We start from the raw sequence: 13,886 nt of genomic DNA on the forward strand, positions 1-13,886 counted from the left end.
ATCGACGCGATCTGCACAGCGAGTAGACCCTGCCCAGTCTCAGGAAGGGCTCCACGGCGAGACGGCCGCGAGGATCACTCCGGCCCCGACCCCGAGGGCGATGCTGACCAGGGCTGCGGAGTACGCCGCGGTCCTGGCGCCCGCCCAGATCATCGGTAGCGTTTCGACCGGCCCAGTCGCCGAGGGCTCGACGCGGCTGAACATCGGGGCGATCCAGCGCAGGTAGTAGAACAGGCTGATCACCGTGTTCAGCAGGATCACCGCTGCCAGCCAGGCCAGGCCCCCGTCGAAGACCGCGCTGGTGGTGGTCAGCTTCCCGACGAAGACCGCTGTCGGCGGGGTGCCGACCAACCCGAGCAGGACGACGACCAGGGACAGCGCGAGCCGCGGCTCGCTCGAGGCCAGGCCCCGGTAGTCGGCGATGGTGGATCGTCCCGTCGCGGCGACGACCGCGAAGGCGCCGACGTTCGTCACGGCGTACGCCGCGAGGTAGAGCAGGAGCGAGGGACCGGCGAGATCGGCCAGACCGATGACCGCCACGGGAGCCAGCAGGTAGCCCACCTGACTGACCGTCGACCAGCCCAGGAGCCGCCTCACGTCGTCCTGGAAGTACGCCGCCAGGTTGCCCAGCGTCATGCTCGCGGCCGCCAACACCCCCAGCGCGACGGCCCAGGTCCGCGCGTCGGGGAGGTGGTCGACGAGTCGGGCGATGGCGATCAGCGCCCCGATCTTGGGGACCGTGGTCAGGAAGGCCGCCGCGGTCACCGATGAGCCCTGGCTGGCGTCGGGGACCCAGAAGTGGGCGGGCACCCCGCCCGCCTTGAACAGCAACCCGGCCAACACGGCCACGACGCCGGCTGCGACCGCTGCCGCGGGACCCGATTCGAGGCCGGCACCCAGGGCGGCGTACCCCGTCTCGCCGGCTACGGCGTAGAGCAGGACCACGCCCATCATCAGGAAGATCCCGAAGATCGCGCCGAGCAGGTAGGTCTTCAGCGCCGCTTCCGCGGACCCGGGCCGCCGCACGATCGCGACGAGCCCGTAGAGCGGGATGCTCGAGAGCAGGAATGCCCCGATGAGCAGGGCCAGATCGGTGGTCCCGGCCATCACAGTCGACCCGGTGGCCGAGAACAACAGCAGCGAGTAGGTCTCGCTCTCGCGCGGGTGGCCGGCGATCTCGCTGCCGGCGATCAGCAGGACGAGCAGGAGAGCGACACCGACCGCGATCCGGGCCAGGTTGGTGCCGTCGTCGACCACGAACGATGCGTCGAAGATCCGACGTGGCCCCGAGGAGAGGCCCGCTACCCCGAGCCCCACCGCGACGGTGGACGCGAGCGCGGCGACGATCCGCAGCCGCCACTGACGGGTGCGGGGGGTGAACGAACCCCCGAGCAGGCAGACCAGTCCACCGAGGAACAACGACAACTCCGGCAGGAGTGCCCCGGTGTCCGAGAGCATGGAGTCCATCGATCAGCGACTCACGAGCGACACGACCACGTCGGACGCCGGTTCGATGATGGCCAGGAGGGGGCGAGGGAAGACACCGATCGCCACAGCCAGGACCAGCAGTCCCGCGGTGGGGACCCACTCGTGGACGCGAACGTCGGAGAAGTCGTGGGACAACCCGTCGGTGGGTCCGGTGAAGACCCGCTGCAGGGCCCGGAGGAAGAGCGCGGCGGTGAGCAGGATTCCGATCGTGGCCACCGCGGTCGCCGGGACGGTGGCGATGCTGCCGGTGAAGATCTGGAACTCCGCGATGAACCCCGAGAAGGCGGGCAGACCCAGCGACCCGAAGGCGGCGATGGCGAAGAGCGTGGCGTAGCGGGGGGCCGGACCGGCCAGGCCGCCGTACCGTCCCATGTCGTAGCTGCCGGTGCGTTGATACATCATCCCGGCGAGCAGGAAGAGCGCACCGGTCAGCAGGCCGTGACTGACCATCTGGGTCACCGCACCGGTCACGGCGAGTGCTCGCGCCTCCTCGGCGTCGTCGGCCAGGACCCCTGCGGCACCCACGGCGATCACGACGTACCCCATGTGGTTGACCGAGGTGTAGGCGATCATCCGCTTGAGGTCCTCCTGGGCCAGTGCGACCAGCGCTCCCCAGATGACCGAGACGACTCCGATGACGATGATGATCGGGGCCCAGGCCCGCCAGGCGTCGGGAAGCATCGGCATGGCGATGCGGACGAAGCCGTAGGTGCCCATCTTCAACAGCACGGCCGCCAGGACCACCGACCCGATGGTGGGGGCATCGGTGTGCGCGGGCGGCAACCAGGTGTGGAACGGGAACGTCGGCGTCTTCACCGCCAACCCCAGGAGCAGCGCACCGAGGATCAGGCCGCCGGCAAGCGGATGCCCCTGCAGCGGCGCCGCCTCGGCCAGCTCGATCATGTCGAAGGTGTGCGGGTCGGCGTACACATAGAGCCCGATGAAGCCGAGCAGCAGGGCCAACGACCCGAGGAACGTGTAGAGGAAGAACTTCAGCGCCGACCGGGCTTGGTCGCCGTGACCCCACCCGGCGATGGAGAAGTACATCGCCACGATCGAGAGGTCGAAGAAGACGAAGAACAGGATCAGGTCCGAGGACACGAACAGTCCGAGGGAAACGCACTCGAGGAAGAGGTAGAGCGCGGCCTGGAGGCGCGGACGGTCCGCCTCGCGCATCGAGTACGCCGCCGCTGCCGCGAACACCACGACGGTGAGGAGCACCAGCGGAAGCGACAGTCCGTCGAGCCCGATGTGGTAGCTGCTGCCCACCCCCGGGATCCACTCCGCCTGCGCCTCGTGGTCGAGCGCCAGACCGTCGGGCGAGTCGTACGTCGCCCAGATAGCCCCAGCGAGAGCGACCTCGACCAACGTGGTGGCGAGGAAGATCCAGCGTGCCGCGTGGTCCCCGAGGCGCGGCGCGCTGGCCAGCAGGGCCGCGACGGCCAGGGGGAGAAAGACGAGAACGGAAAGCATGGTCACCTCACGACGAGCAGGACGGGGACAAGGACCAGGACGACGGCGAGGAGAGCCCCGACTGCCTGCAGGTAGTACTGATGGAGTTGACCGGTCTGGGGGCGCCGGGCCAATCGGCCCGCCTTCCTGACCAGGGCGGCAAGGGACTCGACCGCGCCGTCGATGCCGACGCGATCGGCGGTGGCCGAGCCGTCAGCCAGTCGCGTCGTACCCCGGGACAGGCCCTCGACCGACCCGTCGAGAATCCGGTCGTCGAGAGCATCGACGGACCGGCTCAACGCCAGGGTTCCCGCGGCCACGGCCGCCGGAACCCGATCGAGGCCACGGTCGTCCCAGCGGGCGGCCACCCGGGCCAGGGACATCGTGGGCTTCACGACGACTCGGTGGACGAGTGGCTCGAGGCGGAACCAGTCACGGGCCCAGTCGAAGGCGGGCGCGGAAACGACCCGACGGCCGGCGAGTCGCCACGTGGCAGCCAGGACGGCGACGCCGAGGAGAGCGGAGACGATCAACTCCCAGGCGGCGGGTTCCACTGCTCCCTCCGCGCCGACCAACTCGCGGACGGGCTCAGCCAGGGGAGGCAGGGCCAGTGCGCCCAGGACGACCGCGCCGGCCGCCAACGGCCACAGCGGCGCGGTGAGCCAGCGGGGGAGGGGTTCGAGGTCGGTGCGCTCGCGTGGCCGCCAGATGATGACCAACACCTTGCCGGCGTACGCCGCTGAGAGTCCCGCGCCGACCAGGCCGACGAGGTAGAGGGCGGGCGACTCCTTCAGGGCCGCAGCGAGCACGGAGTCCTTGGTGGCCCAGAGCGCGAGCGGCGCGATGCCGGCCAGGGAGACCAGACCCACCGAGGCGGTCACGCCCACGGTCGGCCAGATCCGGGCCGCGCCGCGAAGATCGCTCAAGGTCTTGGTCCCGAGGTGGGCGAGCCAGGCGCCCGCCACCAGGAACAGCAGCGCCTTGACCGCCGCGTGAGCGACCAGGTGGGCGGCGCCGCCGGCGACGGCACCGACCCCGGCGGCAAGGACGACGAACCCCAGTTGGGCCGAGGTCGAGGCGGCCAGCAGCAGCTTGAGGTCGCTCTGGGTCAGCGCCACGACGCCCAGCACGACGGCAGTCAGGGCGCCGATCCAGGCCACGGTGGGCCCGGCCCAGCTGGTTGCCTGGAGGAGCGGCGAGACGCGCAGCAGCAGGTAGCCGCCCAGGGCGACCATGGCCGCCGAGTGCAGCAACGCGGAGACCGGACTCGGACCGTCCATCGCTCGCGCCAGCCAGAAGGAGAACGGCAGCTGGGCCGCCTTACCCAGCGCGGCGACCACCACGCCGGCGGCGATGACGCTGCGCCAGCCGGGGGTGGCGGCGGCGAGGTCGTCAAGGGCCAGTCCGGCGCCCCCGGCCAGAGCCGCGCCGGCGGCGATGTAGAGGCCCAGGTCGGCCGCCCGAGTCGTCGTGAAGGCTGTCAGACCCGAGGAGACCCGACGCGTCTCGCGCCAGTGGAAGCCGATCAGCGCGTACGACGTCGCCCCCATCACCTCCCACCCGATCAGCAGGGCGGGCAGGGTCGCCGCCACCGCGGTCAGCAGGGCTGCCGCGGCGAAGATCAGCATCAGGCCGAAGAAGCGGGCCCGGCTCTCGTCGATGTCGCCGACGGCGAAGGCCAGGACGAGCACGAGCACGACGCCGATCGTGAGGATCATCAGCGCGGCCAGGCCGTCCACGGCCAGGGTGAGGTCGGCCCCGGCCATGAAGCGGCTGGAGACCTGGGGCCGGGCGAGGGCCGCGACGACCGAACCGATCAGTCCCGCCGCGGCAGTGACCAACGCTAGGGGTGCGGCGGACCGGTCCAGGGCGATGCCCCCGAGGGTCAGGCCGGCGCCGATGAGCGCGGGGAGCGCGATCAGCAGAATGAGGATCAGGTCGGCGAGGTCGGAGGTCATCAGCCGTTGAGCTCCGCGGCCATGTCGGTCATATCGGTTCCCGACTCGCGGTGCAGCACGGTGGCGACGGCGAAGCCCATGGCCATCTCCACGGTCATGGCGGCGATGATCACCAGGAGCAGTACTTGGCCGGAGATGTCCGGAGCGAGGAACCACCAGACCCCGGCCGCAGCGAGGATGACCCCGTTGATCATCAGCTCCAGGCCCATCATCACCATCACCACGACCTGCTGGGAGATCGCTCCGTAGAGCCCCACGCTGAAGAGTGCGGCGGAGACGAGCAGGACGGTCTCGATCGTCATCGGCCGATCCCTCCCCGCTGCGGTTCGTCGGCGGGTCGCTGGTCGAGGTTGTCCCCGAGGCGGTCGTAGCGACCGCGGGCCGAGGACAGCGCCACCGCGGCGACGATGGTGGCCACCATGACGGGGCTGATGGTGATCATCACCAGCATCTTGGACTCCATCAACGCCTGCCCGAGGGCGGCGGTGGTGTCGCCCGACGGTGCGCCGCGGCGTACCGGCCAGGGGATGAAGATCGCCCCGGCCGCCAGCACCAGGAAGGTCGCGACCGACAGTCCGACGGCGCTGCGGTTCTGGTGCACCATGCTCATCGGCATCAGTGCCGGATTCATGCCCATGAACATGACCATGTAGACGGCCATCACGGCCATCTCCATGACCATCATCAAGATGATGACGACGCCGAGGTACTCCTGGTTCAGCAACAGCACCGCGACCCCGACGGCCACGAACGACAGCGCGAGGGCGTACGTCGCGCGCGCCATCGAGTCGACGTAGAACACGAGCGTGCCGGTCACCACGGCGACCACGGCGCAGGCCCAGAAGGCGATGTCGATCAACATGGGTACTCCTTCCTCGGGCTGGATCGGTCAGGCGAGCTTGATGGCAACGACGGCGACGACGAGGTCCTGCAGGACGACAAGCGGCAGGATCACGACCCACGCGACCTCCATGAGGAGGTCGGGGCGTAGGACGGGGAATCGTCGACGAGCGCCGACCAGGAGGGCGACCAGCACCATCGTCTTGATCAGCACCCAGACCTCGGCCGGCAGCAGGGGCCCCGAACCCCCACCCAGGAAGAGCGGTACGGCGAAGGCTGCCCCCGCCACCAGCAGGCAGTAGCGGCCGGCCAAGAACAGCAGTCGGTCCACTCCGGAGACCTCGGCGAGGACCCCGCCGGCCAGGTCCCGTCCGGTGGAGACGTCCATCGGACCCCACACAGAGAAACCCAGCACGCCCAGGCAGTAGGCCCCGAAGGCGACCGGCATCCACACGATGTTCCAGACCGGTTGATCGGCGGCGATCACGGACACGTCGAGGCTGCCCGCGGCGATCGCCGGGGCGACCAGTGCGAACATCAGCGGCAACTCATAGGCCAGGGCTAGGGCCAGGAACCGATAGCCGCCGATCAGGCCGTACGCCGCGTTGGCGCCCCACCCGGCCAGCCAGACCAGCGCCCAGACGAAGACGTCCAGGGCGTTGAACCAGACCACCCCGATCGAGGTGTCCAAGAGCGTGTAGCGACCCAGCGGGACGAAGGCGACCATCAGGATCGCCAGCGGGATCAGGCTCGAGGTGGCGATCCGCCACAGAGCCGCGTCGGCCGAGACGGTGCGACGCGGTCGCTGGAGCAGCAGTCTCGCCGATTCCTGAAAGGGGGCCGTCGCCCGCGCGGACAACGAGGTGTGACGGGTCGCGAGCACACCGTCGAGCATCGCGGCGAGAACGGCGAGGGCCAGCAGCAGAACGACGGCAGGTAGGGCCCAGGCCGGTCCCAGAACGGTGGTGGTCATCCGACCTCCACGGTGTTCCAGAGGTCGGGACCGGCGGCGGCGATTCGCAGCCGCACGGTGGCCAGGTCCTGACCGTCGATCAGGTCGGCGAGCGCGGTCAACCGGTGGGCCTCGAGCTGGTGGCCGGCCAGGTCGGCAACCGCCCGATCGAGCAGCGCCAGGCAGTCGGCGTGGGCGTCACCGAGGGCCCAGCGCAGGAGTCGGCTGTCCTCGAGCCGGTCGTGTTCGGCCCTCAGATCGGCTCGCAGGTCAGGGCTGGGGTCTCCCTCGGACGCCAGAGCGCGGTCACGCAGGGATCGCAGTCGCTCCGCGGCCCGCAGGGAGCCGGCCAGCGCGAATACGTCGACGGCGGCGTCGACGTACTGCGCGGCGCGGACCGCCGCAGAGGGGGACTGCGTCGTCGATGGAGCAGAGAGCACCGTGTGGTCCATCATCGTGTCTCCGTGCAGGGTGCAGCGCAGGCTGAGCCCGGCCGGCCAGTGCGAGAGGATCGGACCCAGGAACAGGTGGGTGCGATCCATCTCCAGGCCGTCCCGGTCGTCCCCACCCTCGGCCAGCGGAATCCCCGACGGCGCCATGTCCATGTCTCCGTGGTCCATGTCCCCGTGGTCCATCTTCATGTCCATGTCGCCGTGGTCCATGGCGGCATGGTCGTCCTCGGGCGCCGTCCGCGCACGCGCGTCGTCGAGCTGAGCCCGGTCGTCGAGCAGCGCATCGCGCAGCCCGTCGAGGCGATCGTCGACGTGCGCGACACTCTCGATCGCCGCGGTCGCCCGAGGTCCCGGCATCTGGTCGTAGACGGCGTCGATCGCTGTCTGGAGATCAGCGTCGGGGGCGCCGACCACCAGCAGTGCGTCGGCGTCGGCGGGGGACAGGGCAAGGACCCAACCGCGGGCGCTCATCAGCCGTTCGGTCTCGACACGCAGTTCGAAGTTGCCGGGGACCTCCGCGAGCAACACGTGGACCCGTCGTACGGCGAGGCGCTGTACCCGTTGCCTCAGACCCATCGGAAGGCCCCTTCGCGTCGCGCCCAGGCGACCGCGACCAGCAGAGCGCCGAGGAAGGCGAACATCTCGACGACGGCCCCGATGCCCAGATCGGAGACCACCACGGCCCAGGGATACATGAAGAGCATCTCGACGTCGAAGGCCAAGAACACGACCGTGGCGACGTACCACCGCACGTGGAACCGGGACAGGGCGTGCTCCTGCGGGGCGTGCCCCGAGAGGAACGGCGTCGGCTCGAGTGGCGTGGAGTCCACGGCCAGCACGCGGCCCACGATGCGCAGGGTGGCAACCGCGAGGAGTCCAGCGACCGCCAAGGTGAGAAACGCTGCGTACATGTGAACCTCCTGCCGTGACCGGTACCCAACTCCTCGGACCGTGCTCAACCCGAGTTGCTACTACTCCGTATCGTAGACATCCCGGGGCCGTGTCGGCCCACCTAGTCTCCAGGAGTCTCTCGTGTCCCTGACCTCCCACCGTCTCCAGCGTCGAACCCTGCTGGGTCTCGGAGCCGCTGGCCTCGCCGCTGGCGCCACCGGTGTGGTGCTGACTCGCGGCGGAGGTGGAACGCCGATCCTGCCCGGATCCCGCCCGGTGGCGGCGGCGGAGCGGGCTCGTTCGGCGACGGGAAAGACGGTCTCTCGCACCTTGATGGCCGCTCCGTCCGAGATCGATCTCGGTGGGCGGGTGGTTTCGACCTGGGCCTACGACGGCACGATTCCGGGTCCGGAGATCCGAGCCAGCGTCGGCGACCGTCTGCGGGTGTCGCTGAACAACGGTCTGCCCGACTCGACCACGGTCCACTGGCACGGTCTGGCTCTCCGCAACGACATGGACGGAGTGCCGGGGCTGACCCAGCCCAGCATCGCCGCAGGCGACACGTTCGACTACGACTTCCTGCTGCCGCACCCCGGGACGTACTGGTTCCACCCGCACGTCGGGATGCAACTCGACACCGGTCTCTACGCGCCGCTGATCATCGAAGACCCCCAGGAGGCGGGCTCCTACGACGAGGAGGTCGTGCTGGTCCTGGACGACTGGACCGACGGCTGGGGCGACTCCCCCGACGACATCCTGGCGCGCATGAAGGCCGAGGGCATGGACATGGGCGGCATGCAGATGGACGGCATGGGGGACATGGACATGGACATGGACATGGACATGATGCGGGCCACCGCGGAGCAACCGCTGGGACCAGACACGGGGGACGTGGACTACCCGGCGCACCTGATCAACGGTCGACTTCCCGAAGACCCGTTCGTGGTGCGGGCCAAGCCCGGGCAGCGACTGCGGCTACGGATCATCAACGCTGGATCCGACACCGCCTACCGCTTTGCCGTCGGCGATCACCGCCTGACCGTCACCCACACCGATGGCTTCCCGGTCGAGCCCTTCGAGGTAGACACCCTCATCCTCGGGATGGGAGAGCGCTACGACGTCGTCATCGAGGTGCAGGCCGGCGACTTCGCCATCGTCTCCTCCCCAGAAGGGAAAGAGAACGTCTCCGCGCGAGCCGTCCTGACCACTCGATCCAAGCCGGACACCGCCGGAGTCATCACCGCTCCGGTCGCCGAGCTTCAGGGCCAGCTCCTCACCTATGCCGACCTCCGGGCGGAGGCCAGCGTGCGCTTCGAGTCCGCCGACGTGGATCGGGACTTGACCGCGGACCTGACCATGGCCGACGGCGGCCGGGAGTGGCACATCAACGGAAAGGTGTACGCCGACCGTGAGCCGCTGGAGGTGAGGTCCGGGGAACGGGTTCGCCTGACCATGACGAACAAGTCGATGATGTTCCACCCCATGCATCTGCACGGGCACACCTTCGCCGTCGTCGGCTCCGACGGGGCGGGGCCACGGAAGGACACGATCAACGTGCTGCCGGGTGAATCGGTGGTGGTCGACATCGAGGCCGACAACCCCGGCCAGTGGATGCTCCACTGCCACAACGCCTACCACGGTGAACTCGGCATGATGACGTCGATGTCCTACGTCGAATGACCCGCCTAGCGCAGAACGACGGTCTGCAGGCATGGCCTCCCCGACGTGTCCTCAGTTGGGGCCTGATGGTGCTGGGCCTGGCGATCGTCGTCCAGCACTGGGTCGCCCACGCGGGCGCAAGTCCGCTTCCCATCTCCCTGGGGTGGCAGGACATCTTCGTCGGATACCCCACCGGGGGACTGCTTCTTCTCGGCGGGCTCATCCTCATCGATCCGCGTCCGGGGATCTGAGGCGCAACGACCAGTAGATCTCACACTCCAATGAGCTCGCGACGCCTCATCTACTATCGAGACCACATAATGAATTGCTAAAGGGGATCGGTATGGCGGAGCTAGGACACCTCGAGTCCGCGGTCATGGACCGGTTGTGGTCGTGGGACCGCCCGGTTGCGGTGCGCGAGGTCATGGAGGACCTGCAGCGGGATCGACCCCTGGCCTACACGACGGTCATGACGGTCCTGGACAACCTGCACCGCAAACGCATGGTGATGCGTGAGAAAGATGGCCGCGCCTATCTGTACCGGCCCACCAGATCTCGGGAGGCATACACAGCCGAACTGATGCAGGGCGTTCTGTCCAAGGCATCGGACCGGGGGTCGACACTGTTGCGTTTCGTCGAGCAGATGTCGGCCGAAGAGGTCGAAGAACTGCGCGGATTCCTCGATCAAACCGAACCCGACCTGAGACCGACGGGCCATTCATGATGGCGCCGCTGGTGCTCCTGGCGATCGCCGGGATCGCCGGGATCGGCGGCTCGCGGAGCCTGGCGGCGGCATCATGGCCCCGCCGCTCCCCGGCCCTGGGGATCCTCGCGTGGCTGAGTGTCGGACTCACGACGTTCCTCGCTCTGACGTTGGCCGGGTTGGCCTTGGCCATCCCCCGACTCCCGGCCAGCAACGGGATCGCCGAGTTCTTCCACGCCTGTTCGGCCGCTCTGCGTGACCACTACGCCACACCCGGCGGCGGACTGGTGGCCCTTCTGGGTGGCGCTTTCGCTGGGACGCTACTTCTGCGCTTCTCCCACAGCATCCTGCGGGACATGATGGCCGGTCACCGCGGCCGAACGCGGCAGGAGGACCTGTTGAACGTCGTGGGGATTCCGTACTCCGAGACCGACGTCATGGTCCTCGACCATCCAGCCCCGGCGGCGTACTGCCTGCCCGGCAGGAGTCGACAGATCGTGGTGACCCAGGGCGCGCTGGGCGTGCTTAATGCGGTCGAGTTGCGCCAGGTGCTGGCCCACGAACGGGCCCACATCCGTTCTCGCCATCACCTCACGGCGTTGCTCACCCAGGCTTTGGCGGCCGCCTTGTTCGGACGTTTGGGAACGCGCGAGGTCGTACGCCACGTCGCCGAACTGGTGGAGATGCACGCCGACGACGCCGCCGATCAGACCCACCGGATGGACCTGGCCCGAGCGGTGGTGCTGCTGGCTCGTGGGGGGCTTCCCGTAGGGGCGATGGGTGCCGGCACGGCTGCCCTGGCACGGGTGCGCCGTTTGTCGGAGCCGCCCCAACCGATCGCATCGGGGCAAGGGTGGGGAGTCATTGTCATGGCGGTGCTCTTCGTGGCGTTGCCGGTGGCGACCGCGATGACTCCGGGGGTGCTGGCCATCCTGGCCCATTACTGTCCTGGGTTCGGCTGACCCTTCTCATCCAGGGCGGCAGTGAGAAGCGCGGAGAACGTCGAGAAACTCCCCGGGCCGACGATTCGTGCGGTGACACGTCCGTCTCGACCCACGATGATCGTGGTCGGCACGGCGCTGCGGGGAACCATGCGCCCTACCGACAGCATCGCGGGACCGGAGGCGTCGGTGGTCAGGCTGGGGTAGGTGATGTCAAAGCTGCGCTCGAAAGCGATCGCAGACGCGTCGTTGTCCCGGACATTGATGCCGACGAACTGGACCTCGTCGAACTCCAGGGCGGCCCGGGCGAGTTCGGGCGCCTCTGTGCGGCACGGCACGCACCACGACCCCCAGACGTTGATCAGGAGGACCTCCCCCTGATGGTCGGCCAGATCGAAGGGTCCGTCCTCGAGCGTTTCCCCCGCGAAGGTCTCCAAGATCTTTCGCTCCTGCGGTTCGATCTCCTGGATCACCCCGCCGTCGGAGACCGCGGTATTCGATGGGTTGGTTCCTGTGCAGGCGCTCAGAAGCAGGGTGAGGATGGCCGTGAGGATCAGGAGGGACTGGGTTCGCGCTCGAGACGGGGGCTGAGGGCGGCCCATCGGTGCTCCTTCGGTCTTCTGCGGTGGGAGGCAGTCGGACGCACCCGAATGTCTGATTACTATGAACTATAGTAAGTTGTGCCGATGCGAAACGCCGAGGTGCCCCAAGCAGGGAAGCGAAAACGCAGTCGGGGTGAGCGAGAGGCGACCGCCAGTACGCCAGCCCGCCATCGCGGCAGCCACGCCGCCGTAGCTGCGCCATCAAACTCAGTGGGTCGACTCGGGGTGGCCGGACTGGTCGGGGGTGCAGTCACGCTGTCCCTGGTCGTGGTGGGAACGGTCGCCACGGCGAAGGACGAGCCGCAGCCCGTATCGGCTGTCGCGGCGCCCGCTGCCCCCGCAGCCGAGAGGCCCGTGGCGCGAGCGGCGATTGTGGGTGTCCGGGTCCCCACGGTTTCGCGAGCATCCGTGACCCGGGTGGCGGCCACCTCGCCGGTCCTGTTGCGAGCCGAGCGCAGTCGCGCCGAGGCCCTGGGTCGGCTCGACGTGCGAGCGGGGAGGCGGACCGAGGAGCTCGAGGCGGATGAACGCGCGAAGCAACGCGCCGAAGCCAAAGCCGCGGCTGAAGCTGAAGCCGCAGCCGCCGCAATGGCGAATCTGTGGACCTTGCCCGTCGCCAGCTACCAGATCACCGCACGCTTCGGCCAGACCAGCTATCTGTGGTCGACGGTGCACACCGGCGTCGACCTCGCTGCGCCCACCGGCACGCCAGTCGTCTCGGCCGCCGCCGGTGTGGTCACCTCCTCCGGCTATGACGGGTCCTACGGCAACAAGGTGGTCGTCCAACACTCTGACGGAACCGAGACGTGGTACGCGCACCTCGACTCCATCAGCGCAGGCGTAGGCGAGCAGTTGGCGTCCGGGCAGGCCCTCGGCACGGTGGGCTCCACGGGGAACGTCACCGGCCCGCACCTACACCTGGAGGTGCGTCCGGGAGGCTCGAGCCCGGTCGACCCGTTGATCGAGCTGAGGAAGTATGGGCTGGTTTTCGAGTAGATGCTTTGTCGGCCACAATGGAGCCGTGGACCTGCGTTTGAGAACTCCAGCATGAGCCGGAGCAGCGCGCCCGTGGGTCGACACCGAGGGCCGGTCCCAGCGAAGCGGTCGATGCGGCGTGGTCGGACCGCCCTCCTCGCCGCAGCGGTGGCGGTCAGTGTCACTGCGCTGGTGGGTGGGATGTTCGCGGAAGCCGAACCCGGAGTTGCCGACTCAGCTCTACAGCCGACCGAGAGCGTCCGCGAGGCGCAGGCCGTGTTGGAGGCGACGGCGCCCGCCCCGTCAACCGAAGTCGCGCCAACCACCGAACCAAGTCCCGACCCGTCGGCCACCATCACCGCCGAGCCAAGCGAGGACGCGCCAACGAAGTCCCCGGTACGGCTTCCGGTTCGGGTCCCCGAGGCCGGGTCCGGAACGTTCACCCGTGCCTCTGTCGACACCGAAACTCCCGGAGCGGTCCGCACGTACTCGGTGGAGGTGGAGGACAACCTGCCGATCAAACTCTCGGGTTTCACCGGAGTCGTCCGACGCACCCTGGCCGACCCACGAGGCTGGACACAAGGCAATCCGACGGAGCTGGTCATGACCAACGGCGAGGCGGATCTGCGCATCGTCCTGACGACGCCCGAGACGACCGACCGGTTGTGTGCGCCCCTCCAGACTCGTGGCCGGGTCTCGTGTCGCAACGGCCGTAACGTGGTCATCAACGCCTACCGATGGGCCAACGGCGCTGAGTCGTACGGCGACGATCTGGCCGGCTACCGCCGCTACGTGATCAACCACGAGGTGGGTCATGCTCTGGGCAACGGTCACGAGACGTGTCCGGAGCCGGGCGGGTTGTCCCCGGTGATGCTCCAGCAGACCTTGGGGTTGCAGGGTTGTCGCAGCAACCCGTGGCCCGCCCGAGTGGACCTGCTCTGATCGTGACTTAACAACTACGTGACATAGTAGG

Annotated in this window: 15 protein-coding genes; 6 read left to right on the forward strand and 9 right to left on the reverse strand. The window is 68.8% G+C overall.

Annotation, left to right across the window (positions count from 1 at the left end; all coding sequences use genetic code 11):
* Positions 1-39 precede the first annotated feature (39 nt).
* From ACYVLV_RS16500 to ACYVLV_RS16535, 8 genes are read right to left on the reverse strand one after another with little or no spacing between them, the layout of a single operon-like run.
* Positions 40-1,467, reverse strand: a complete 1,428-nt coding sequence (locus ACYVLV_RS16500) for an NADH-quinone oxidoreductase subunit N (RefSeq protein WP_460811538.1) — start codon at positions 1,465-1,467, stop codon at positions 40-42.
* A gap of 3 nt (positions 1,468-1,470) precedes the next feature.
* On the reverse strand, positions 1,471-2,961 hold the full coding sequence (locus tag ACYVLV_RS16505; RefSeq protein WP_460811541.1) for a complex I subunit 4 family protein: 1,491 nt from the start codon (positions 2,959-2,961) through the stop codon (positions 1,471-1,473).
* 2 nt (positions 2,962-2,963) lie between these two features.
* The gene (locus tag ACYVLV_RS16510) at positions 2,964-4,898 is read right to left on the reverse strand and encodes a proton-conducting transporter transmembrane domain-containing protein (RefSeq protein ID WP_460811544.1); all 1,935 of its coding nucleotides are present in this window, start codon (positions 4,896-4,898) and stop codon (positions 2,964-2,966) included.
* Positions 4,898-5,200, reverse strand: a complete 303-nt coding sequence (locus ACYVLV_RS16515; protein ID WP_460811547.1) for an NADH-quinone oxidoreductase subunit NuoK — start codon at positions 5,198-5,200, stop codon at positions 4,898-4,900. Before ACYVLV_RS16515 ends, ACYVLV_RS16510 begins: the two co-directional genes overlap by 1 nt.
* Complete coding sequence (locus ACYVLV_RS16520; RefSeq protein ID WP_460811549.1) at positions 5,197-5,760, reverse strand: NADH-quinone oxidoreductase subunit J; 564 nt, start codon at positions 5,758-5,760, stop codon at positions 5,197-5,199. Before ACYVLV_RS16520 ends, ACYVLV_RS16515 begins: the two co-directional genes overlap by 4 nt.
* 27 nt (positions 5,761-5,787) lie before the next feature.
* Positions 5,788-6,711 carry a complex I subunit 1 family protein gene (locus ACYVLV_RS16525; RefSeq protein WP_460811552.1) on the reverse strand — a complete coding sequence of 308 codons (924 nt, stop codon included), beginning with the start codon at positions 6,709-6,711 and terminating at the stop codon, positions 5,788-5,790.
* Positions 6,708-7,718, reverse strand: coding sequence for a hypothetical protein (locus ACYVLV_RS16530; protein WP_460811554.1), 1,011 nt, complete (start codon positions 7,716-7,718; stop codon positions 6,708-6,710). The genes ACYVLV_RS16525 and ACYVLV_RS16530 overlap by 4 nt, the downstream gene beginning before the upstream one ends.
* A complete protein-coding gene (locus tag ACYVLV_RS16535; RefSeq protein WP_460811557.1) occupies positions 7,709-8,053 on the reverse strand; it encodes an NADH-quinone oxidoreductase subunit A in 345 nt (114 codons plus the stop codon). Before ACYVLV_RS16535 ends, ACYVLV_RS16530 begins: the two co-directional genes overlap by 10 nt.
* A gap of 121 nt (positions 8,054-8,174) precedes the next feature.
* Between ACYVLV_RS16535 and ACYVLV_RS16540 the strand changes: the two genes are divergently transcribed.
* From ACYVLV_RS16540 to ACYVLV_RS16555, 4 genes are all read left to right on the forward strand, one after another.
* A complete protein-coding gene (locus ACYVLV_RS16540) occupies positions 8,175-9,713 on the forward strand; it encodes a multicopper oxidase family protein (protein WP_460811560.1) in 1,539 nt (512 codons plus the stop codon).
* Positions 9,710-9,943, forward strand: a complete 234-nt coding sequence (locus ACYVLV_RS16545; RefSeq protein WP_460811562.1) for a hypothetical protein — start codon at positions 9,710-9,712, stop codon at positions 9,941-9,943. Before ACYVLV_RS16540 ends, ACYVLV_RS16545 begins: the two co-directional genes overlap by 4 nt.
* Before the next feature lie 92 nt (positions 9,944-10,035).
* Positions 10,036-10,416 (forward strand): BlaI/MecI/CopY family transcriptional regulator, encoded by a 381-nt coding sequence (locus ACYVLV_RS16550; protein ID WP_460811564.1) that lies wholly within the window; start codon positions 10,036-10,038, stop codon positions 10,414-10,416.
* The gene (locus tag ACYVLV_RS16555; RefSeq protein WP_460811566.1) at positions 10,413-11,357 is read left to right on the forward strand and encodes a M56 family metallopeptidase; all 945 of its coding nucleotides are present in this window, start codon (positions 10,413-10,415) and stop codon (positions 11,355-11,357) included. The genes ACYVLV_RS16550 and ACYVLV_RS16555 overlap by 4 nt, the downstream gene beginning before the upstream one ends.
* Here the strand turns inward: ACYVLV_RS16555 and ACYVLV_RS16560 are convergent.
* Complete coding sequence (locus ACYVLV_RS16560; RefSeq protein ID WP_460811568.1) at positions 11,336-11,938, reverse strand: TlpA family protein disulfide reductase; 603 nt, start codon at positions 11,936-11,938, stop codon at positions 11,336-11,338. The genes ACYVLV_RS16555 and ACYVLV_RS16560 overlap by 22 nt on opposite strands.
* Positions 11,939-12,148: 210 nt before the next feature.
* Between ACYVLV_RS16560 and ACYVLV_RS16565 the strand changes: the two genes are divergently transcribed.
* Both ACYVLV_RS16565 and ACYVLV_RS16570 read left to right on the forward strand, forming a co-directional pair.
* Entirely contained in the window at positions 12,149-12,934 is a 786-nt protein-coding gene (locus ACYVLV_RS16565; RefSeq protein ID WP_460811571.1) for a M23 family metallopeptidase, read from the forward strand.
* Between the two features lie 51 nt (positions 12,935-12,985).
* Entirely contained in the window at positions 12,986-13,855 is an 870-nt protein-coding gene (locus tag ACYVLV_RS16570) for a DUF3152 domain-containing protein (protein ID WP_460811574.1), read from the forward strand.
* Positions 13,856-13,886: the final 31 nt, after the last annotated feature.

The sequence above is a fragment of the Nocardioides salsibiostraticola genome (genome assembly GCF_054783655.1).

Bases quoted from the DNA above. Each gene is read 5' to 3' on its own strand.
- ACYVLV_RS16530 (WP_460811554.1), bottom strand. From the start codon at position 7,718: ATGGGTCTGAGGCAACGGGTACAGCGCCTCGCCGTACGACGGGTCCAC.
- ACYVLV_RS16545 (WP_460811562.1), top strand. From the start codon at position 9,710: ATGACCCGCCTAGCGCAGAACGACGGTCTGCAGGCATGGCCTCCCCGA.
- ACYVLV_RS16515 (WP_460811547.1), bottom strand. From the start codon at position 5,200: ATGACGATCGAGACCGTCCTGCTCGTCTCCGCCGCACTCTTCAGCGTG.
- ACYVLV_RS16520 (WP_460811549.1), bottom strand. From the start codon at position 5,760: ATGTTGATCGACATCGCCTTCTGGGCCTGCGCCGTGGTCGCCGTGGTG.
- ACYVLV_RS16555 (WP_460811566.1), top strand. From the start codon at position 10,413: ATGATGGCGCCGCTGGTGCTCCTGGCGATCGCCGGGATCGCCGGGATC.
- ACYVLV_RS16550 (WP_460811564.1), top strand. From the start codon at position 10,036: ATGGCGGAGCTAGGACACCTCGAGTCCGCGGTCATGGACCGGTTGTGG.
- ACYVLV_RS16560 (WP_460811568.1), bottom strand. From the start codon at position 11,938: ATGGGCCGCCCTCAGCCCCCGTCTCGAGCGCGAACCCAGTCCCTCCTG.
- ACYVLV_RS16525 (WP_460811552.1), bottom strand. From the start codon at position 6,711: ATGACCACCACCGTTCTGGGACCGGCCTGGGCCCTACCTGCCGTCGTT.
- ACYVLV_RS16510 (WP_460811544.1), bottom strand. From the start codon at position 4,898: ATGACCTCCGACCTCGCCGACCTGATCCTCATTCTGCTGATCGCGCTC.
- ACYVLV_RS16570 (WP_460811574.1), top strand. From the start codon at position 12,986: ATGAGCCGGAGCAGCGCGCCCGTGGGTCGACACCGAGGGCCGGTCCCA.
- ACYVLV_RS16535 (WP_460811557.1), bottom strand. From the start codon at position 8,053: ATGTACGCAGCGTTTCTCACCTTGGCGGTCGCTGGACTCCTCGCGGTT.
- ACYVLV_RS16500 (WP_460811538.1), bottom strand. From the start codon at position 1,467: ATGGACTCCATGCTCTCGGACACCGGGGCACTCCTGCCGGAGTTGTCG.
- ACYVLV_RS16505 (WP_460811541.1), bottom strand. From the start codon at position 2,961: ATGCTTTCCGTTCTCGTCTTTCTCCCCCTGGCCGTCGCGGCCCTGCTG.